This is a genomic window from Terasakiella brassicae (assembly GCF_014641495.1).
In the GTDB taxonomy this organism is placed as follows: Bacteria; Pseudomonadota; Alphaproteobacteria; order Rhodospirillales; family Terasakiellaceae; genus Terasakiella; species Terasakiella brassicae.
In genome coordinates, this window is record NZ_BMHV01000007.1 from 72,179 (window position 1) to 92,696 (window position 20,518).

Annotated in this window: 23 protein-coding genes; 12 read left to right on the forward strand and 11 right to left on the reverse strand. The window is 48.6% G+C overall.

What is annotated here, in order from left to right; all coding sequences use genetic code 11:
- Positions 1 to 54: 54 nt before the first annotated feature.
- The gene (locus IEW74_RS06315) at positions 55 to 1,839 is read right to left on the reverse strand and encodes an acyl-CoA dehydrogenase (protein WP_188662879.1); all 1,785 of its coding nucleotides are present in this window, start codon (positions 1,837 to 1,839) and stop codon (positions 55 to 57) included.
- Between the two features lie 187 nt (positions 1,840 to 2,026).
- Here IEW74_RS06315 and IEW74_RS06320 point away from each other — a divergent pair, with 187 nt between their 5' ends.
- Positions 2,027 to 2,449 carry an HIT family protein gene (locus IEW74_RS06320; RefSeq protein WP_188662880.1) on the forward strand — a complete coding sequence of 141 codons (423 nt, stop codon included), beginning with the start codon at positions 2,027 to 2,029 and terminating at the stop codon, positions 2,447 to 2,449.
- A 12-nt stretch (positions 2,450 to 2,461) separates the two neighbouring features.
- Positions 2,462 to 3,259: a hypothetical protein gene (locus tag IEW74_RS06325; RefSeq protein WP_188662882.1), complete on the forward strand. Its 798-nt coding sequence runs from the start codon at positions 2,462 to 2,464 to the stop codon at positions 3,257 to 3,259.
- Between the two features lie 156 nt (positions 3,260 to 3,415).
- Here IEW74_RS06325 and hemN read toward each other — a convergent pair whose 3' ends face one another.
- Complete coding sequence (gene hemN / locus IEW74_RS06330; protein ID WP_188662884.1) at positions 3,416 to 4,774, reverse strand: oxygen-independent coproporphyrinogen III oxidase; 1,359 nt, start codon at positions 4,772 to 4,774, stop codon at positions 3,416 to 3,418.
- A gap of 135 nt (positions 4,775 to 4,909) precedes the next feature.
- On the opposite strand from hemN, the gene IEW74_RS06335 reads away from it, so the two are divergent.
- The gene (locus IEW74_RS06335; RefSeq protein ID WP_188662885.1) at positions 4,910 to 5,713 is read left to right on the forward strand and encodes a substrate-binding periplasmic protein; all 804 of its coding nucleotides are present in this window, start codon (positions 4,910 to 4,912) and stop codon (positions 5,711 to 5,713) included.
- 44 nt (positions 5,714 to 5,757) lie between these two features.
- Here IEW74_RS06335 and IEW74_RS06340 read toward each other — a convergent pair whose 3' ends face one another.
- From IEW74_RS06340 to IEW74_RS06360, 5 genes are all read right to left on the reverse strand, one after another.
- On the reverse strand, positions 5,758 to 6,309 hold the full coding sequence (locus tag IEW74_RS06340; protein ID WP_188662887.1) for a peptidylprolyl isomerase: 552 nt from the start codon (positions 6,307 to 6,309) through the stop codon (positions 5,758 to 5,760).
- A gap of 17 nt (positions 6,310 to 6,326) precedes the next feature.
- Positions 6,327 to 6,815 (reverse strand): peptidylprolyl isomerase, encoded by a 489-nt coding sequence (locus IEW74_RS06345; protein WP_188662889.1) that lies wholly within the window; start codon positions 6,813 to 6,815, stop codon positions 6,327 to 6,329.
- Between the two features lie 80 nt (positions 6,816 to 6,895).
- A complete protein-coding gene (locus IEW74_RS06350; RefSeq protein ID WP_188662891.1) occupies positions 6,896 to 7,072 on the reverse strand; it encodes a 2TM domain-containing protein in 177 nt (58 codons plus the stop codon).
- Positions 7,073 to 7,156: 84 nt separating this feature from the next.
- Complete coding sequence (locus tag IEW74_RS06355; RefSeq protein WP_188662893.1) at positions 7,157 to 7,723, reverse strand: hypothetical protein; 567 nt, start codon at positions 7,721 to 7,723, stop codon at positions 7,157 to 7,159.
- Between the two features lie 42 nt (positions 7,724 to 7,765).
- The gene (locus tag IEW74_RS06360) at positions 7,766 to 8,458 is read right to left on the reverse strand and encodes a GGDEF domain-containing protein (protein WP_188662895.1); all 693 of its coding nucleotides are present in this window, start codon (positions 8,456 to 8,458) and stop codon (positions 7,766 to 7,768) included.
- A 249-nt stretch (positions 8,459 to 8,707) separates the two neighbouring features.
- On the opposite strand from IEW74_RS06360, the gene IEW74_RS06365 reads away from it, so the two are divergent.
- Complete coding sequence (locus IEW74_RS06365) at positions 8,708 to 9,505, forward strand: EipB family protein (protein ID WP_188662897.1); 798 nt, start codon at positions 8,708 to 8,710, stop codon at positions 9,503 to 9,505.
- 9 nt (positions 9,506 to 9,514) lie between these two features.
- On the opposite strand, the gene IEW74_RS06370 is transcribed toward IEW74_RS06365, so the two are convergent.
- Both IEW74_RS06370 and IEW74_RS06375 read right to left on the reverse strand, forming a co-directional pair.
- Entirely contained in the window at positions 9,515 to 10,543 is a 1,029-nt protein-coding gene (locus IEW74_RS06370) for an MBL fold metallo-hydrolase (protein ID WP_188662899.1), read from the reverse strand.
- Positions 10,544 to 10,622: 79 nt separating this feature from the next.
- The gene (locus tag IEW74_RS06375; protein ID WP_188662901.1) at positions 10,623 to 11,387 is read right to left on the reverse strand and encodes a hypothetical protein; all 765 of its coding nucleotides are present in this window, start codon (positions 11,385 to 11,387) and stop codon (positions 10,623 to 10,625) included.
- A gap of 189 nt (positions 11,388 to 11,576) precedes the next feature.
- On the opposite strand from IEW74_RS06375, the gene IEW74_RS06380 reads away from it, so the two are divergent.
- Together IEW74_RS06380 and IEW74_RS06385 are read left to right on the forward strand one after the other, a co-directional pair.
- Positions 11,577 to 12,467 carry an ROK family protein gene (locus IEW74_RS06380; RefSeq protein ID WP_188662903.1) on the forward strand — a complete coding sequence of 297 codons (891 nt, stop codon included), beginning with the start codon at positions 11,577 to 11,579 and terminating at the stop codon, positions 12,465 to 12,467.
- Positions 12,468 to 12,558: 91 nt separating this feature from the next.
- On the forward strand, positions 12,559 to 13,836 hold the full coding sequence (locus IEW74_RS06385) for a DNA polymerase IV (RefSeq protein ID WP_188662905.1): 1,278 nt from the start codon (positions 12,559 to 12,561) through the stop codon (positions 13,834 to 13,836).
- 2 nt (positions 13,837 to 13,838) lie between these two features.
- Here the strand turns inward: IEW74_RS06385 and IEW74_RS06390 are convergent, their stop codons facing one another.
- Positions 13,839 to 14,705 carry an SAM-dependent methyltransferase gene (locus tag IEW74_RS06390; protein ID WP_188662907.1) on the reverse strand — a complete coding sequence of 289 codons (867 nt, stop codon included), beginning with the start codon at positions 14,703 to 14,705 and terminating at the stop codon, positions 13,839 to 13,841.
- An 84-nt stretch (positions 14,706 to 14,789) separates the two neighbouring features.
- Positions 14,790 to 15,113 carry an ArsR/SmtB family transcription factor gene (locus IEW74_RS06395; protein ID WP_373283785.1) on the reverse strand — a complete coding sequence of 108 codons (324 nt, stop codon included), beginning with the start codon at positions 15,111 to 15,113 and terminating at the stop codon, positions 14,790 to 14,792.
- Between the two features lie 185 nt (positions 15,114 to 15,298).
- On the opposite strand from IEW74_RS06395, the gene IEW74_RS06400 reads away from it, so the two are divergent.
- From IEW74_RS06400 to IEW74_RS06425, 6 genes are all read left to right on the forward strand, one after another.
- Complete coding sequence (locus IEW74_RS06400; protein WP_188662909.1) at positions 15,299 to 15,577, forward strand: sulfurtransferase TusA family protein; 279 nt, start codon at positions 15,299 to 15,301, stop codon at positions 15,575 to 15,577.
- A gap of 84 nt (positions 15,578 to 15,661) precedes the next feature.
- Positions 15,662 to 16,600 (forward strand): histone deacetylase family protein, encoded by a 939-nt coding sequence (locus IEW74_RS06405; protein ID WP_188662911.1) that lies wholly within the window; start codon positions 15,662 to 15,664, stop codon positions 16,598 to 16,600.
- Between the two features lie 78 nt (positions 16,601 to 16,678).
- Complete coding sequence (locus IEW74_RS06410; RefSeq protein ID WP_188662913.1) at positions 16,679 to 16,918, forward strand: exodeoxyribonuclease VII small subunit; 240 nt, start codon at positions 16,679 to 16,681, stop codon at positions 16,916 to 16,918.
- 12 nt (positions 16,919 to 16,930) lie between these two features.
- Entirely contained in the window at positions 16,931 to 17,821 is an 891-nt protein-coding gene (locus IEW74_RS06415) for a polyprenyl synthetase family protein (RefSeq protein ID WP_229734262.1), read from the forward strand.
- 18 nt (positions 17,822 to 17,839) lie between these two features.
- Positions 17,840 to 19,762 (forward strand): 1-deoxy-D-xylulose-5-phosphate synthase, encoded by a 1,923-nt coding sequence (dxs, locus tag IEW74_RS06420; RefSeq protein ID WP_188662915.1) that lies wholly within the window; start codon positions 17,840 to 17,842, stop codon positions 19,760 to 19,762.
- A gap of 16 nt (positions 19,763 to 19,778) precedes the next feature.
- Positions 19,779 to 20,516, forward strand: a complete 738-nt coding sequence (locus IEW74_RS06425; protein WP_229734263.1) for a TlyA family RNA methyltransferase — start codon at positions 19,779 to 19,781, stop codon at positions 20,514 to 20,516.
- Positions 20,517 to 20,518: the final 2 nt, after the last annotated feature.

Sequence of the window (20,518 nt, forward strand, 5' to 3'; positions counted from 1 at the left end):
AACAGCCCCTTTTTCAAGAGACTGTTCTTTTTCGTCAAGGCATTGGGCTGGATTTTACAGCCAATCGTCTTCGCATTCCAATACCGCGTTGTAGCCTTTGGTAAAGATGGCTTTTAACGCGCTGGAGGTCGGCATGATCTGTTCGGCAAAGAAACGGGCCGTGTTGATCTTAGCTTTCATAAAGGCCGGGTTACCTTCGTTTGCATCCAGTTTCGCCTGTGCGATCAAGGCGGATTTGGTCAGCAACCAACCGCCGCACAAGTTACCGAGCAAACGCAGGTAATGAACGGACCCAGTTGCGGCTTGTTTCGGGTCTTCCTTGAAGCTTTCCAACAACCATGCGGTTGCTTTTTCCGTATTGTTTAAGCCCACTTCGATGGCCTCGGCCATTTCAGTAAAGACACCGCCTTTGGCTTTGGCGGCGGCTAGATCTTCTTTGATCATCGGCAGCAGGATATCCAGATAAGCGCCGCCGTTCATGCCGACTTTACGACCGATCAGGTCGTTGGCCTGAATGCCGTTGGTGCCTTCATAGATAGCGGTGATACGTACATCACGTAGCCATTGCGGGGCACCGCTTTCTTCGATAAAGCCCATACCGCCATGAACCTGAATGCCGTCATTGGCGACTTCGATACCGATATCGGTGCTGTAGGCTTTGACCACCGGGGTCAGCAGTTGGATCAAGGCATCGGCCGTTGCGCGCGCATCATTGTCATCGGTTTTGGCAACGATATCCTGCTGGCGTGCGGTGAAATAGGAAATGGCACGTGCCGCTTCGGTTTTTGCTTTCATCGTCAGCAACATACGGCGTACATCGGGGTGTTTGTCGATGGTGACGGATGTTTTGTCCTTGGACCCGATAACCGGGCTTTGAACGCGTTCGCGCGCGTAGTTCAACGCACATTGATAGGCACGCTCGGCTGCGGCAAAACCTTCGTTACCCACGTTCAGGCGGGCGTTGTTCATCATGGTGAACATGCAGGCGAGGCCTTTGTTTTCTTCTTTAACAAGGTAACCTGTCGCGCCTTCAAAAGACATGGTCGCGGTCGGGGAGCCATGAATGCCGAGCTTATGTTCAATCGAAATACAATAAGCCGGGTTGCGTTCCCCAAGGCTGCCATCTTCGTTGACCAGATATTTTGGAACGATAAACAGGGAAATACCGCGTGACCCTGCCGGTGCATCCGGTGTGCGCGCAAGAACAAGGTGAATGATGTTTTCGGTCATATCATGTTCACCAAAGGTGATGAAGATTTTTTGACCGGTGATTTTGTAAGTCCCATCGTCTTGGGGAACAGCCTTGGCGCTGACGGCGGCGAGGTCGGAACCGGCAGACGGTTCGGTCAGGTTCATGGTGCCTGTCCATTCGCCCGTAACCATTTTTTCAAGGAAAATTGCTTTTTGTTCCTCAGATGCGTGGTGGTGCATGGCTTCGATGGCGCCACCTGTCAACATCGGGCACAGGCCAAAGGCAATGGAGGACGAGTTCCAGATTTCGCTGACCGCGTTGGACAGAACAAAAGGCAGGCCCATGCCGCCATATTCCGGGTCAAAACCGATCCCGTTCCAGCCACCTTCGACAAATTGGGCATAGGCTTCTTTAAATCCCGGGGACGTGGTGACTTCGTTGTCGTTCCATGTTGCCCCTTGTTCGTCAGAGGCTTGTGCGAGCGGAGCGATAACGTCACGGCCAAGTTTGCCGGCTTCTTCGAGAATTGCGTCAACCATGTCCGGTGTTGCTTCTTCGTAGCCGGGCAATGCGGTAATGGAGTTGAGATCAAAGACGTCTTTAATCAAAAATTCCATTTCGGTAATCGGGGCATTGTATTCAGTCATGGTGTTTCGCTCACTTCATCGTTGGTCTATGACAAGAGACTTAATTGTAATTCGGTAAGATTATACCGATTAATAAATTCTATGCCATAAAAATGTTCGGTAAGCGAATTATTTTTTTATGACAAATGTAAAGAAAAGAGCCATGATAGACTGGTAAAATCGCATAGGTGTAAAAAGGAGATACCCCATGTCACTTGCAGACGATTGTATTTTTTGCAAAATCTTACGCAATGAAATCCCGAGCCTGAAGGTTTATGAAGACGAGCAAACCTATGCCTTTATGGATATCAATCCGGCAAACCCCGGTCATGTGCTGGTGATTCCCAAATATCATGCCCCGAATATTTTTGAAATTCCGCCGGAATGGTTAAGTGCCTGTATGGTGACAGTGCAAAAAATTGCACTGGCGGTGGAAAAAACCGTTTCACCGGACGGGATCAATATTCTGCAAGCCAATGGGGAAGGGGCCGCGCAATCGGTCTTTCATTTGCATATTCACGTTATGCCACGGGCAAATGGCGATGATTTAAAAATGAACTGGGGACATAACCCGGGGGATATGGAAGCGATTGCCGCCTTGGCAGAAGAAATTAAAGCTGAGCTGGCTTAGGTTGCGCTTGGAATGCGTATTCGTCTCCCCTTAAGCATTGATCATCAGAAGAAAAAGGCAATGTCACTCTATTTGCCTTTTTCGCTTTATCTGCATTTTGTGAGCTGGGGTTCTTTTGAAGCTGTTTTGCCGGATGGTCTGCGGGAAAAAGCCGCAAGTTTGAAAGAGGTCTTCAACGACCAAAATCGTTTTTTCAGTGAAGACTATAAAAAAGAATATGAACGTTCCCCTTATATCCGGTTTTTGACAGGGCCAGACGTTCATAAATTTTTTGCGAAAATGTTATCGCTTAATTATCAAACCTATCAACATATCCTACAGGCACCTGTTGGTTCATTTCAGGAATATTTTGCGGATTTGAATTTATTCTGGAATGCAAAATATACCGATGAGCTTGTCGGGGAGAACCTCGAAGATTTACGGACGGTTTTGTTTTGCCAAGCCTGTATTCAGTCCCAGTATCAACGGGTTATGGATAAGAAAAGCTTGCATGAACGACTTGATGAATTTGCGAAGGACCAACTGCGTGAAAAAGACCGGCAAATCAAGGCGCAAAAGCGTGAAATTCAAAAATTGAAGATGCAATATAACGATATAAAGGCCGAACTGTCGCAAATGCAGGAAAAGAATGTCGTTCTTGTTCCGTCCGATCCGCATTATATGCTGGGTTTGCACCCCGATCAGTCGAATAGAGCGCCAGAGCGGGCGAAAGTATTGCTTAAGGTTTTGCATCCCGATAAAAGCGGCACAAATGAAAGCGGCTATTTATTCGACATGATCGTCAAGGCACGGGATATGATTATCAAGTAAGGGCAAAAAGGGGTGAGTGCTCCTCCATTTTAGAACCCTTTTGTGCGGTGGGAATTGACAGATTATTGGACCACCGCTTCAGAAAAGAGACACGAGACATAAAATTCTTTGCATCGTCTCGTGCCCAGTCTTTCAACTGGGCACGGTATGTTAAATCTAGACGGCGCGGGAGTGTTTTTTCTGTCCCTGTTGTAAATAGGTATCGAAGGTTGCCGCGATTAACCGCATGAGGGGACGGCCTTCTTCCGGCAAGGTCAAAACACCGTTATCCAATGTACAGATTTCGTCTTTGATCAAGGTTTGCAGCCTTTCTTCTTCGGCGGCAAAGAAATCTTCGGACACGCCGTGTGCGCGACACAGGGCAGGCAGGTCAACTTTCATATTACACATGATTTGTTCGATGACGGCACGGCGCAGGATATCTTCGCTGGTTAAGGCGCGTGTACGTCCGATGGGGAGCATACCGGCATCAATCATGCGGCGATAATCGCGCAACGGCTGAACGTTTGCCATATAACCATCCGGTGTCTGTCCAATACTGGAGGCCCCAAGCGGTAACATCACCGGATTGTTATCAATCGTATAGCCCTGGAAGTTACGGTGCAAACGGGTTTCGTTCATGGCGATTGTCATTTCGTCATCCGGTTTGGCGTAATGGTCCAGACCGATTTTGACAAAGCCGTGTTCTTCCAACCGTTTGGCGGCGGCTTCCATTTGTTCCCAGCGTTCACTGGCATTGGGCAGCGCTTCTTCGGGGATGAGCTTCATATGAGATTTCATCCACGGTACATGGGCATAACCAAAAACAGCAAATCGTTTGGGTTCGAGACTGACAGCCTTGTCCACCATATCAATGACGCGTTCGGTCGTCTGGAAGGGCAGGCCGTACAGCAGGTCGAAGTTAATCGAGGTAATGCCGTATTTTTTCAGCCACTCCACAACCCGTTTGGTCACATCGAACGGCTGGACACGGTTGATGGCGATTTGTACTTCTTCATGGAAATCCTGAACACCAATGGAGGCACGGTTGATACCGGCCTCGGCAATGGCTTGAACGTAGTCTTCCGTTGCGGTGCGCGGGTCCAGTTCGACGGCGAGTTCGGAATTTTCATCAATATCGAACAGGTCTTTCAACTTGTCGATGATGGATCGCCAGTCGTCGGCTTTTAACATGGTGGGGGAACCACCGCCCCAGTGGACGTGCTTGGCCGTCATGCGTGCAGGCAAGGCCGCCGCCAGCAGGTCGATTTCCTTATGGACATATTCCAGATAGTCGGAAACGGGGTCATAGCGTTTGACGATTTTTGTATAGCATCCGCAGAAGTTACACATGGACTCGCAAAACGGAACGTGGATGTATAACGATACGCCTGTTTTGGGATCCAGATTGGACAGCCATTGACGATATTCTTTATCGTTATCGGTTTCCAGAAAATGCGGGGATGTAGGGTAGCTGGTATAGCGCGGAACCCGAAGGTCGTATTTTTCAGCTTTTTCTGCGATGGTAACGCTCATGGCAAATCCGTATCAATGTGATTATTTGTTAAGGTGCTATATCGCGCTTAAATGTGGTCATTGTTAGGCAAATCCAATAGACCCATTGGGGAAAGTTCGTTAACATATGCGCTTAGAAGTTACGGAGTGTATGAAATGTTTTGCAAAAATCGGGCTGTTTTATGCCTTCTGGCCCTGATTTTGATGACCTCACAGGCCTTTGCAAGCAGTTTGGCAGGTAAGACAATCCGTTTTTGCGGGGACGGGTCCGGTTGGCCGCCTTATACATACACTTTAGCGGACAATCCCGATCAAATTTTAGGCTATGATGTGGATGTTGTGCGCGCAATATTGGCGCCGCACGATATAAAGGCTGAATTTTTTATGCCGTCATGGAAGCAATGTCTGGAACATAGCGAGGCAGGAAACGTCTTTCATGTGGCGTTAAGCGCGTCCTTCCATCCGGAACGCGATAAGAAATTTCTCTACACCGATTCTTATTACGAAACCGAAATTCATTATTTTTATGCAAAATCACGTTTTTCAAAACCACCAACTGTTTTGATTGCAGCCGATTTATTCGGCTATGGACGTGTCTGTGGGCGTTATTCTTATAATTATGAAGGAACGGGTGTTCTTAAAAACGATAAACTTGCGTTGATCGGAAAATCGTTTTCTGCTTTGGTGTCACGTACATTGAGCGGTTATTGCACCTTCTTTCTGGCGCGCCCCAGTGCGATTGTGGGGTTTGGTTTGTTAGGGAAAAAGCTGTTTACAGAAGATGAAATTGAATATTTTCCCGTGCCGGGTGCGGATAAAGATCATTTTTACATGATGGTATCGCGGCAATTTCCACAGGCAGAGGAATTGCGCCAAATCCTGAATAAAGGAATTGCACGCCTTAAGAAATCGGGCCGCTTGCAGGCGATTTTGGATGGGTATTATAAACAGATAGAATAAAGAAAAACCCGGTTGCGCGAACCGGGTTTTTCATATTGGTCAGCTTATTCCTTAACGTCTGCAGCGACTTGCATTCGAATGATTTTGTCAGGGTTGGTGACTTTACCGTTTTCGTAGCTGCTGCCTTTTTTAATCTTGTTGACATATTCCATACCGTCAACCACTTGTCCGAAGACCGTATATTGACCATCAAGATGGGCGGCTTTCTTAAAGACGATGAAAAACTGGCTGTTGGCACTGTGCGGGCTGCGTGAGCGTGCCATTGACAGGGTGCCGGTTTCATGCGGTGTGTTGGTAAATTCCGCAGGCAAATCCGGGTATTGGCTGCCGCCCATGCCGGTACCGGTCGGGTCCCCGGTTTGCGCCATAAAACCACGGATGACGCGGTGGAAGACCACACCATCATAGAAGCCTTCGCGCGTTAGTTTTTTGATGCGTTCAACATGTTTCGGGGCCAAATCAGGACGTAGTTTAATGACCACACGACCATCTTTCAGGTCCATGTAAATGGTGTTTTCCTTATCGAAATCGGCAGCATGTGCGCTGAAGCTCAGGCCGAGGGCGACCAAAAGTGAAAGAACCAAACGTTTCAACATAATTGTATTTCCTTATTTTATTCTGCGTCGGCAGCAACTTGCATTTTGATAATGGCATCAGGGTCTTCGACGCTGCCATTATCAAACGGGCTGCCTTTTTTGATGGCGTGAACATGTTCCATACCGTCAATAATTTGACCCCAAAACGTATATTGATTGTCCAAATGAGGGGCGCGGTCAAAACAAAGGAAGAATTGACTATCTGCACTATTGGGATCCATAGAACGGGCCATGGAACAAGACCCTTCGATATGGGGTTCGTCTGAAAATTCAGCATCGATATTCGTACCTGATCCACCGTACCCTGTGCCGGTTGGGTCACCTGTTTGTGCCATAAAACCGTCAATCACGCGGTGAAAAACAATGCCATCGTAAAAGCCTTCACGGGCAAGTTCTTTAATGCGGGCGCAATGCTTGGGGGCCAAATCGGGGCGCAGTTCAATTGTGACGCGCCCGTCTTTGAGGTCCAGATACAGTGTGTTTTCGGGATCTTTAATGTCGACCATTTCGAAGTGCCTTGCTTAATCAAATCCTAGAATGAGGCAGGCAGACTAACATAAAAATCGACAAACGGAAGGGGGCTTCGTTAATCCTTTTTGCGCAAGTGGGTTTCCTGTCGCTGTTCCCAGTCCGGCAGGATTGTTTTTATTGCGTGTAAAATCAAGCCGATACCCCATCCGAATAAGGGATAATGAAACCAGATTGTTTCGGGGCTAAATGTGAGATTAATAGCTGCCAAGCCCGCATTGAAGATCTGTTCCATGATTTTTCCTTATGGGGGATTTGATGGAAAAAACAGAGGAGAATTTTAAAGACAGCAACACGTCATCAGGGCGACAGGGGCGAATTATGCGACGAAATCAAGTGTTTCTTCGAAGCCATGCAGGACACCTAAAATTCGGTCGATTTGTTCCAGTTTTTTGGGGTCGCCCGATGGATAACGTTTTTCAAAATCAAAACGGTCCTGCCATTGTTGAATGTAATCGCGTGGTCGGTCCGGGTCGGCGCGTTCTCCGGTCAAGGCGCCGATGGTATTTTCAAAACCGGGGTGCAGTTCCGGCTGGAACGCCAGCATGGAATATTCTTCGAAAGAAAGCGAGCCGTCGATATATAGGTCAAGGCTGAAATCCGCCATTTCGCGCGGGGTCATGGTGCGAATGTCAAAAGTGACATCCACGGTGTTGTCATCTGTGTTGTTGATCGCGTCCAGTTGGTCCAGATCAATTTCAATGCCTTGAAACTGGACAATATCTTGTGGCGCAATGCGTTTTTGTTGTTCGATTCTGGTTAAATCATCCGGTCCGGGTGGTGGTGTAATTAAGGCATGGCTTGTGGGACCTGTCGTTATTGACCGTTGAGACTGATTTTCCTGTTCGTGCAGCAGGACGTGTGACAATGTCGGGTCAATATGCATGATCCGCTCCTGTCATCACTTTTGTTTGTGCCGATTGGGCACTTATTCTGCTGCGCTTAATGTGCATTTGTCTCGTTTCAGTTTTTTGGTGAGATACATGGCATCATCTGCGGCGGAAATTAAGTTGGTTGTGCTGCTGTTATGGTCGTAAGTCTGGATGCCGAAGCTGGCCTTTAAGCTTAATAAATGCTCCTGCCAGCGTAAGGTGGTGCTGTTGATTTCATGGGCAATTTTTTCAATGCAGCGTTCGCCGTCCTGCCACTGGCTTCGAACCAGTAAAATAGCAAATTCATCGCCACCCAGACGGGCAACGTAATCCATCCCCCGTGTCATACGTTCCATGACGCGGGCGATATGACATAGAACTTCATCCCCACAGGCATGTCCAAAGGTGTCGTTAATCTGTTTAAAATCGTCCAGATCAATATAAGCGAGAATGCCGGTTTCCTTAAACCGCCGTGCCGAGGCGAGAACACGTTGCAATTCGGCCTGAAAGCCGCGCCGGTTTAATAAGCCTGTCAGACTGTCGGTCATGGCAAGTCGATCCAGATACGCAATACGTTCATTGCGCTGGTTAAGGGCTTCCTCCAGTTTATAAGTCAGGCGTAGCGTTTCATGCAGCGTTTCTTCCCGCTGTGCGGCATCGCCACGCCCTTCCATACAACTTGCCAATCGGCAGATGCTGGCGACAAGTTCACTGACCTGAGTATCATTGTTCTTTACGTTATCAAACATGTTGCGGTACTCCGCCCTTGTTATCGTTTCATTCCCTTAAGGCTTCCCCCCGGTTGCCAATCTTTCTTTCAAAACACATATTTACCCTGCATCGTGCATGATGCCGGATTTTTGGATAACCACGCAAAACATGTGCCAGAAAAACAATCTGAAATCGGCGGAAATGGGTTAGTTGAAACTTGTCGTCGCTAGGCAAAAAATGCCGCCTCGGCAAAAATGATCTGTTCAAGGTATAGTCGGAATATGAAAATGATATTGACCATAATTGGGGCACTCAGCATTGCAAATGTTGCGATGGCTGCGGCCGGGCCATTTAAACTGCGTTCCCATGAAGCGACATACGCCATGAAGCAGGTTCATCAAGCCGGGCGAAACTGGTCCGGGGTGGAACAGGCAAAAGGGATGTTACGCTATCGTTTTAAGAACGTGTGTGACGGATGGACGGTTGAACATCAAAGTCATGTGACGATGGATTTTGAAAATGCCCAACAATCCCAAATGAACTGGAATTACACCAGTTGGGAAGCTCATGACGGCAAGCGGATCCGGTTTCACAGTCGCATGAAACAAAATGGTGTTCAGGTAGAAAATTTCAGCGGGGAAGCCCGTTTAGAAGAGGGCAAAGGCGTTGTCGTCTATACCAACCCGGATGGGCGGCGCGAAGATATCCCGCAAGGGACACGTTTTCCAACAACGCATTTGATTGAATCGATTGAACGCGCGCAAAAAGGTGACCTTGTCTTTTCCTCCCCTTATTTTGATGGCAGCGGGGAGGATGCCTTTTTCAATGTGGATGCGGTTATGACACCGTACACAGGCAAAGCATTGCATGCAGTGAAGGGAACAACATTGGCCCCCTCACCAGCGTGGGATATGCAATTGTCTTTTCACCAACCGGGTAGTCAGGATAGCATTGCATCGACCCAAATCGGCGCACGCTACCGCAAAGACGGGATTGCGACACGACTGGTCCAGGATTTTGGTGATTTGGTTTTGGTGGGTGATTTGGTCGAACTGACCTATCTGGATGAACCCACCTGCCAATAAGATTGTACTTTATTTTATTTGCACAAAGCGAGATATACCGTCCATACCATCGTCCCTTTGCAAACGTCCTTTTGCTTCCAGATGATGCAGGTGGGCAAGGCTTTCGCCAATGGCAAAGAAGATTTGATGGCTGTCCAGTTCCCGGCTGAATAACCCTTTGAGAACCTGCAAGGCGGTTACCGGTTTTGCACAAAGGTTATAGGTTTCTTCCAACCGGTCATCATGGTGATGGGCCAGATCGGCAAGACGGGCATGCAGACCGCGAAACGGCCAGTCATGGGAGGGCAGAACCAAAACATCGTCCGGTAGAGGGGCAAAGCGGTTCAAGCTGTTTAAAAATTGGCTGAGGGGATCCGCATCCGGTTCTTGCGGCCAAATGCTGATATTAGGGCTGATACGGGGCAGAACCTGATCACCGGAAATCAAGACATTCAAATCTTTACAGTATAAACAGGCATGTTCCGGGCTGTGGCCTGTACCGACAATCACTTGCCAGTCATGCGCGCCAATGCGGATCAATTCGCCGTCCTGAATACGGTGAATACCGGCGGGCGGCATACTGATACGGGACGGATAAGACACACTGCGTTCTGGGATCAGGGCCATGAGTTTGTCATCAAATCCTGCCCGACGATAAAATTGCGCAAGGTAGGTGCCGGATCGATCCGTTGTTTCCAGTTTTAAATTACGCGCCATTCCCCATTCGCCCAAGGTCATCCACAGGGGGAGATCATATTTTTCTTCAAACCAGCCCGCTAAGCCGACATGGTCGGGATGAAAATGGGTGACGATCATGCGTTTCAGCGGTTTGGCCCCCAGTGGGCCGGAAAAAAATTTTTCCCAACGTTCGCGTACATTGGGCAGGTCAATGCCCGTATCGACGATTGTTAACCCTTCGCCGTCATCCAGGACCCATAAATTGATATGATTCAGCTTAAAGGGCAGGGGCATACGCACCCAATGAACCCCGGGGGCAACTTCGACAGATGTACCGCCATCGGGAATGGCATCAAAGGGATAATGAATGGTCTCAGACATGTTTTTTTATCCTCAAATTAAAACGGCCCATCCTTTTTATATAAGGATAGGCCGTTTAAAAATCTTGTGCCCAAATACCTTAGTGATATTTGAATGATCCGCCTTTTTCGTTATTAACGATCCAGGCCAGTTCTTCTTTGATGACTTCGGTATGGTGGTTTTCCGGTGCGGTCAATACGTCGCGGATGATGGTCATACGGACGGCTTCGGGCAGGCGGTCGAAGTTTTCAAGGAAAAGAAATTTGATAGAGGGGCGGATCGTTGTGGATAACAGCATGGAAGTGACCAGACGTTTACGAATGTCGTGGCGCAAGTTGCCGTTTTCGGTCAATTGGAAAAATTCTTTTACAAACAGGCGCGGCGCCATTTCGCCATCTAACAAGGCATGCAGGTTTTGACGCAAGGCAGACGAAAATTGTTTGCGGGTCTGCACAATGGCGCGGTTGGTTTGTCGCACGACTTCACCAATCGCCTTTGGGTGAAAATCATTTTCATGCAGCATGTTAATGGCATGCGTGACATTTTCATGTTTGGAGGCATCGGCAACAATGCGCATGACTTCGCCGACAAATTTGTTTTTTCCGGCCTTGGGGCTGAGGCGGGCGGCGGCGGCCATAGACATCGGGGATTCTGGGTCGCGTGTCGCCATCAGGGAAAGCGGCATCGGGTCTTCCAGTGCTTCCAGATCCAGATTGATGTTCAACAGGTTTTCCGGCATGAGGATTTTTGTCTTTTCGCCGGGGACGCAAATCGGTTGATGGGTCTTGTATTTTTCTTTTAGACCCAATGCACACGAAATGCCTTTTTTAGAAATGCCCAGTTTTGATTCCAACTGATCAGCCATTCTTGGTTTCCCTGATTCAAAATTCTGTGCCCGAACATACGGACAGCACGCTATTCTAACTATAAACACCTTGACCTGCAAAGGAGTTTCCGCCCCAATCGCATGGGCAAATAATGCCCATTGACAGATCCGATCTTGTGATACAATGCCGACAATTGATTAACACTTCGTAACTTATTGGAATTTCTTATGCGAATCGGAATCGACCTTGGGGGAACGAAAACGGAAATTCTGTGTTTAAGTCCGTCTGGACAAGAACTCTTAAGAAAACGGATCCCCACAAAACAGGGAAATTATCAAGATACCATTCAATCGATTCGCGATTTGGTGTGGTGTGCAGAACAGGAAATCGGTCAAACAGGCAGTGTCGGGGTCGGTATTCCCGGCTCGATTTCTAAAAAAACAGGCTTGGTTAAAAATGCGAATTCGGTCTGGTTAATCGGGCAACCGTTTCAAAAAGATTTATCCGATGCATTGGACCGCGATGTGCGTATGTCAAATGATGCAAATTGTTTTGCCTTATCCGAAGCCGTTGACGGGGCGGGGAAAGACGCACAAACGGTCTTTGGTGTCATCCTTGGCACCGGTGCAGGCGGCGGGCTGGTTATTGACAAGCAGGTTGTTGCTGGTGTGAACGGTGTGGCGGGTGAATGGGGGCATAACCCTATGCCGTGGGCACGAGGGGACGAACAACCCGGGCCGTTGTGTTATTGTGGTCTTCGCGGATGTATTGAAACCTTTTTATGTGGTCCGGCTCTGGCACAAATGTTTGAAACGGCAACGCGGGCGCAGATGAGCGCCAAGGAAATTGCCGGTTTGCCCCCTGATATCACGGATCCGTTTTTTACGGTTTATGAAGATCGTCTGGCACGGGCATTGGCGAGTGTGATTAACATCTTTGATCCTGATGTAATTGTTTTGGGCGGTGGCTTGTCCAATATGGATCGATGGTATCAAACCGTACCGGAACTTTGGTCAAAGTGGGTGTTTGGCAATGAATGCGATACGGAACTGCGCAAGGCCGTTCATGGTGATTCCAGTGGTGTGCGCGGGGCGGCGTGGCTCTGGCCGTCAATATGAATATTACCGCCAGTTATCCAGTGAAAATATAATTGCATACTGATTAAATATTCTCTTTTTGTTCTTGTGTGTTCTGCGCTAAAATAGCGCCATGACAAAACGCTTACCTACATTATGTCGCGATTGCGCCCATAGTTTCGAAGATCGACCGGACAGCCAACGTTGCCCGAAATGTGGGTCCGTGCGCCTTTTGTCGCATCCTGAATTAAACAACCTGTATATTGCCCATATTGACTGTGACTCGTTTTTCGCAACCGTGGAAAAACGCGATAACCCGGCCTTGAAAGATAAGCCTGTCGTTGTCGGTGGGCGACATCGCGGGGTTGTGGCGGCGGCCTGTTATATCGCCCGCATTTATGGCGTGCGTTCCGCCATGCCGATGATGCGGGCTTTGAAACTTTGTCCTGATTTGGTTGTAGTGCCACCGTCCAAGGGGAAATACGGTCAAGTGGGACGCGAAGTCCGAAACCTGATGTTTGAGGCGACCCCTATGGTCGAACCTTTGTCCATTGACGAAGCTTTTTTGGATTTAAGCGGGACGGAAGCCTTGCACGGCGGTAGTCCGGCGCGCACTCTGGTGCGTCTTATCAAGCGCATTGAAACAGAGATCGGCATTACCGCATCCGTTGGATTAAGCTATAATAAATCCTTGGCAAAACTGGCATCCGATCTGGATAAACCGCGTGGTTTTGCGATTTTAGGTCGCTCGGAAGCCTTGGATTATTTGACAGATAAGCCTGTGAAGATGATCTTTGGTGTCGGGGCGGCTATGGAAAAAAAACTGGCCTCGGACGGGATTGCAACGATTGGACAATTGCGTGCTTTTGAAAAAATTGATTTGATGCGCCAATACGGGGCAATCGGTGCAAGGCTTTATCATTTTTGCCGCGCCGAAGATGATCGTAAGGTAACGCCACAATCAGAGACTAAAAGTGTTTCCAATGAGGTGACGCTGGATGAAAACCTGCATAGTTTTTCCGATTTGAAGCGGGAGCTTTATCCGCTTTGTCAAAAAATATCAGAACGTATGAAAAAGGCGGAACTGGCAGGGCGCACGGTGACATTGAAGCTTAAAACAACGGGGTTTCGCAACATTACCCGTTCGCGCCAACTTCCCCATCCCACACAATCGGCAGAAGAACTGTTTAACTGTTCCGTTGATTTGCTGGAACCCCTGTGTGATGGCCGGAGTTATCGCCTGATCGGAACAGGATTTTCCATGCTACAAGATAGCAATCGGGTAACCCCTGTGGCCCCAGACCTTTTTGATATGGCAGAAAGCCAAAAAGATCAACGATCAGAAAAAGCGATAGAGGAAATCCGGCGCAAGTATGGCGGCAATGCAATTGTCAAAGGGCGTTTATTGTAAATTTAATCGCGTGTTGTTGCGGCTGCGATAACGTGGATCCATCCAAGGTATCCGTCTTCTGCGGCCCGTTTCCAGACGGCCATGCCTTCACAGGCATGTTCGAAGGCTTCTTTGCCGATGCGCGGGATGATTTCGCCTTGTTTGCGTTCCATCTGTTTGAGGGTCCAGCCATAGGTCAGGGCAACATTTTCGGACCAGTCTTCCCATTTTTCAACCTGAAAACCGCAGGTGGCAAGGTTGACTTCATATTCATGTTTGGACCACATGGTCGGTGTCTTGACCCGTTTGAGGATGGCTTCGCGCAAGGCAGGCGGGGTGGAACGGCGCAAGGTGACTTCGGAAAAAGCCAGCAGGCCAAACGGTTCCAACACACGATGGGCTTCATTCAGTACAACATTGCGGTCGCCTGCATGCAAAAAGCTTTCCTGACTCCAGTACACTTCAAAACTGTTTGCCGCATAAGGGAGGTGGTGATAATCGCATTTTTCAAATTTTACTTTATCGGACAGACCTTCCGCCTTGGTTAATTCCGCAGCATAATCCAGTTGCCTTTGTGAAATGTTTGTGGCGAGGACAGAACAATCGAAACTGCGTGCCAGTTGGCGCGCCAGACTGCCGTATCCACAACCGACTTCCAGAACTTTACTTTCCTTATGCAGGGCAATGCCATCAATCATGGTGTCTTTGGCGCGTTGCATGGCAATCGGCAGGGCTTCGTCTTTGGACTGAAATTTACCCAGATGAATGCTGTTGCCCCAAATGGCGCGATAGATATCGTCTGCGGTGCCGTCATAATAATCTGCCGCCAATTCAGCCGCAGGGCTTAAAACTGCAGGGGATTTTGCCAGAGAAAGGGAAGTCGAAGTCATAGGAAATCCAGTATCAGGTATCTTTAAAAGAAAAAAGCCGTTGCAAAGCACAACGGCTTTTTTCTTAACATAACCTGTTCTGCCTTAAGCGCAAGCAGTTGCGTCTTCGGGGGCACAATAGAGGTTATAAAGAGTCTCTATTACCGTTGAGGCCTCTTCCCCTTTTAAGGAGTAATAAATGGTTTGCGCATCGCGTCGGGTTTGCACAAGATTATCGCGGCGCAAGCGGGCAAGATGTTGTGACAGGGCCGACTGGCTCAATCCGATAATCTCTTCCAGTTCGCCAACCGATTTTTCCTGATTGGAAATCTGGCATAAAATCATTAAACGATGTTGGTTGCTCATTGCTTTCAGCAGGGTGCTGGCACGGCGGGCGTTTTCTTCAAGTTTCTGAAGTTCTATATCCATGGCTCTGTTCGCATATGGTTAATGGTTTTGAATACATATTATTTTTCGTATATAAGAAAATCTTATAAAGTGAATATATGCAGTTGTACAGGGATATTCCATATAAAAAAACATATATTACGAAAAAAAATAGTATATGCTGTGAATATAATTTTCGCTTAAGCTGTATCGTGTTTTGGTTTTATATGAATAAGAGTGATTATCAATTGGAAAAACAAGCAAAAACAACCGCACAGATAGAAATAGATAAATATCTGGATGCTACGGGTATGCGTTGCCCGATCCCGGTTTTGCGTGCCGGTAAAGAAATAAAAGCAATGAAATCCGGTGAGATTTTGGAAATAACGGCTTCAGATTCTCAGGCACCGCGTGATTTTCGGGATTTTTGTCAAGCCTCGGGCCATGAGCTTTTATTGAATGAAGAACGCGACGGAAAATACCTGATCATCCTTAAAAAAGGCTGATGAAAAGAGTAGCTTTTCCCCGAATATAACCTATGATGCATATGCAACCTGATACATAAAGATAATGAAAGCAGGGGGGAGGCTATGTCCACATTGTTATTGACGCACCCGGTCTGTATGAAACACGACACGGGTGAACATCACCCGGAACGCGCGGCCAGATTGCGCAAAATCCTCAGTTACTTAAACCGGGAAGAGTTTTTCCTGCTTCATCGTGACGAAGCGCCGATGGCGAGCCATGCGCAATTGGAACTTGCCCACCCGACCAATTATATCGAGGCAGTTGAACGTGCCGTGCCCAAGGTTGGCGACCATCTGAATGCGATTGATGGTGACACGATCGTTTCTGCCGATACGTGGGAAGCGGCTTTGCGCTCCGTCGGGGGGGCCTGTTATGGGGTGGATGAAGTTATGGCGAAAAAAGCGCGCAATGTTTTTTGTGCAACACGTCCACCGGGCCATCATGCAGAAACGACCAAGGCAATGGGGTTTTGTTTTTTCAATAATGCAGCGATTGCAGCCATCCACGCCGTTGCAAAATATCCCGAAGTGAAAAAAGCGGCTGTGATTGATTTCGATGTCCATCATGGCAATGGCACGCAGGATATTTTTTATAACAGTCCGAATTTATTTTATGGATCATCCCATCAATCACCGGGGTACCCGGAAACGGGTAAGGAAAGTGACACAGGTGTTGCCAACAATATCTGCAATGTGGAATTGGCACCGGGGTCACGACCGGAAGAATTTCGCGCCGCTTATGAAGAAAAAATCCTTCCGGCCTTGCGTGCATTCAATCCAGATTTTCTGATTATTTCTGCCGGATTCGATGCGCATGCCCGCGATCCATTGGCGCATCTTCGTTTAACGGTTCAGGATTTCATCTGGGTGACGGAGGAACTTCTTAAAGTCGCCAATGAATGTTGTCAGGGGCGTGTGGTCTCGGTTTTAGAAGGGGGCTACGATGTTGATGCGTTGGCCGCCAGCGTTGCCGCACATGTCAAAACTTTGATGCATGCCTGAATCCAACCCTAAAAACTTGCCCTGAGCGAGAGGCGGGCGTACATTGGCCCGCTCGTCAATCTATAGAGTTTTTTAAAGATGTCCCAGACTGAAATCGAAAATTTAAGCTTCGAAGAGGCCCTTTCCCAATTGGAAGAAATTGTACGCCAGTTGGAGAGCGGTTCCGGTAAATTGGATGATGCAATCACCGCCTATGAAAAGGGTGCGTTATTGAAACGCCATTGCGAAGCCAAGCTGGCAGAGGCCAAAGCCAAAGTCGATAAGATTTCGCTGGCCCCTGATGGCAGTGTCAGTGCGCAACCGACCGAGATTTCCTGATAGAAGGCCGCAATCGTGACTGATTTAAAACTGGCTTTACAAGAACAGGCCGAAGACGTTGATAAAGTTTTAGATGACTTGTTACTTGAACCGGAAGGCCCGGAAGCCCAAGTCGTAAAGGCCATGCGTTACAGTGCCTTGGGCGGTGGTAAACGGGTGCGTCCGTTTTTGGTGATGGCGTCTTCTCGTTTATTCGGTGTGTCCGAAGCCAGTGCGTTACGTGTCGCAGCCGCTTTGGAAATGGTGCATTGTTATTCCTTGATCCATGATGATTTACCGGCAATGGATGACGATGATTTGCGCCGTGGGCGTCCCACGTGCCATATTGAATATGATGAAGCCACGGCGATTTTGGCGGGTGATGCGTTGCTGACATTGGCATTTGAAGTTTTGGCCGATGAAGAAACACATCCTTCGCCAAGTGTACGGTGTGCGTTGGTGAGCGAACTGGCCAAGGCGTCCGGTATGAACGGGATGGTTGGCGGTCAAATGATTGATTTGATGGCGGAAACCCGCGAGCTTGGTATTCCTGAAATCACCCGTTTACAGCGTTTGAAAACGGGTGCCTTGATCGTCTTTGCCTGTAAGGCCGGGGCCATTCTGGGCAAGGCGAAAGATATCAAAATGCAGGCTTTGCGTAATTACGGGCATGATCTGGGGCTGGCTTTTCAAATTGCAGATGATTTGCTGGATGTGGAAGCGTCCGAAGAAGAAACCGGCAAGAAAGTCGGCAAGGATGCCGAACGCGGTAAGGCCACGTTTGTATCCCTTTTAGGGGTGGAACGTGCGCGCGAACAGGCCCATATGCTATCAGAGCAGGCGTGCCGTCATCTGGATGTTTTTGATCGTGATACAGAATTATTGCGCGCAATGGCGCAATATGTGGTAAACCGCCGCAGCTAAAATAATTAAGACTTAAGGATGAAAGACGTGTCTGACACACCTTTACTCGATACCGTTCATTCCCCGGCCGATTTGAAAGGCATGAACCTTGATCAATTGCGCCAGTTAACGGATGAGTTGCGTAACGATGTAGTGCGCCATGTTTCGCGCACAGGTGGGCATTTGGGGGCCAGCCTGGGGGTTATGGAACTGACCGTTGGTTTGCATCATGTGTTTAACGCACCCGATGATAAAATTATCTGGGATGTCGGGCACCAGTGTTACCCCCATAAAGTTCTGACCGGGCGACGCGATCAGATGGGCACGCTGCGTCAGGATGGCGGTATTTCCGGTTTTACCAAACGCACAGAAAGCGATTATGATCCTTTCGGTGCGGGGCATAGTTCTACCTCGATCTCTGCCGGTTTGGGTATGGCGGTTGCACGCGATTTGAAAGGTGGCAAAAATCATGTGATTGCGGTAATCGGGGACGGGTCCATCACGGCGGGCATGGCTTATGAAGCCATGAACAACGCTGGCGCGCTGGACAGTCGCTTGATTGTTATTCTGAATGATAATGATATGTCGATTGCACCGCCTGTTGGGGCCATGAGCTATTATCTGTCGGAACTTTTGACCAGCACAACATTGAAATCTTTCCGTCATAGCGCGAAAGATCTGGTCAAAAAACTGCCGGGTAGTCTGGCGCGAACTGTGAAAGATGCAGAAAGTGCAGCGCGCAAAATGGTGACGGGCGGCAGTAATATTTTTTCCGATCTTGGCTTTTATTATGTCGGGCCGATTGATGGGCATAATCTGGATCATGTGGTGTCTGTGCTGGAAAATCTGCGCGATGATAAAGACCCGGGGCCTGTGTTGCTGCATATCAAAACCAAAAAAGGTCATGGCTATGCGCCGGCGGAAAATTCGGCGGATAAATATCACGGTGTTTCCAAGTTTGATGTGGTAACAGGCAAGCAGCAAAAAACCAAATCCAATGCGCCCAGCTATACGGGCACATTCGCCAAGGCCTTGATTAAAGAAGCCGAAACCGATGAAAAGATTGTCGGTATTACGGCGGCTATGCCGTCCGGGACCGGGTTGGACAAGTTCGGTGAACGGTTCCCGAACCGGATGTTTGATGTGGGGATTGCCGAACAACATGCGGTGACCTTTGCGGCTGGATTGGCGGCAGAAGGGTTCAAGCCGTTTTGCGCCATTTATTCGACCTTCCTGCAACGGGGGTACGACCAGTTGATCCATGATGCTGTTTTACAGCATTTGCCGGTTCGTTTTGCTATTGACCGGGCGGGCTTGGTCGGTGCAGATGGGCCGACCCATGCGGGGTCGTTTGATATTGCCTATCTCTGTACCTTGCCTGATATTGTCGTCATGGCCCCAAGTGATGAGGCCGAATTGATGCATATGGTGGCAACGTCTGCGCAAATTGATGACCGCGCCAGTGCGCTGCGTTATCCACGTGGCGAAGGTGTCGGTGTCGATCTGCCGGAAAAAGGGACGGTTCTTGAAATCGGCAAAGGCCGCATCATGAAAGAAGGGGGAAGCGTTGCCATCCTGTCTTATGGGACACGTTTGGCCGAAGCTTTATTGGCCGCTGAAAAGCTGGAGGCACTCGGTTTGGCGACAACCGTTGCCGATGCCCGTTTTGCAAAACCGATTGACCGGGATTTGGTGCGCAATCTTGCCAATAACCATGAAGTTCTGATCACGGTTGAAGAAGGTAGTGCCGGTGGCTTCGGTGCCCATGTCGTACAGTATATGTTAAGTGAAGGCCTGATGGATGGTACGTTGAAAGTGCGTTGTTTGACAATGGAAGATAAATTTGTCGATCATGGTAATGTTCATCAACAGTACGAGGCTGCTGGTATTAATGCTTCCGGTATGGTCCGTGCGGTTTTAAAAGCCTTGGGACGATCAGCAGAAGATGCCCAACGTGCCTGAACATAAGAAACAGAAAATCACCAAAACCCGGTTGGATCAATTGTTGGTCGATCGGGGACTGGTGGAATCACGCACGCGCGCTCAGGCTATGATTATGGCGGGCAATGTCTATTCCGAGACCAAACGTCTGGACAAGGCCGGGCAGAAAGTTGCCGAAGATATTGCGATTGAACTGAAAGGTCAGGACCACCCGTGGGTATCACGTGGCGGCCTGAAGCTGGTCAAGGGACTGGATGAATTTGATATCGCGGTTGATGGGTTTATTGGCATTGATGTTGGATCATCTACAGGTGGGTTTACAGACGTTTTACTGACACGTGGTGCGACAAAAGTTTACAGTGTTGATGTCGGTCATGGTCAGCTTGCCTGGAAATTGCGATCCGATGAACGTGTTGTCGTGATGGAACGCACAAACGCCCGTCATTTGACGGCAGACGATATCCCGGATGCGGTTGATATCGTGGTGTGTGATGCCAGCTTTATCGGTTTACAAACTGTGTTACCCGCTGCCATGGATTTAGTGCGCAGTGGTGGTTATTTGGTTGCCTTGATCAAACCGCAGTTTGAAGTGGGTAAAGGGCGTGTCGGCAAAGGCGGTGTCGTGCGTGAACCTGAATTACACCAAGAAGTCTGCGATAAAATCGAAAACTGGCTGAATGAACTGGATGACTGGTCCGTTGTCGGTTTGACACAAAGCCCGATCAAGGGGCCGGAAGGCAATATCGAATTTTTGATCTGTGGGCAGAAGATATAAGC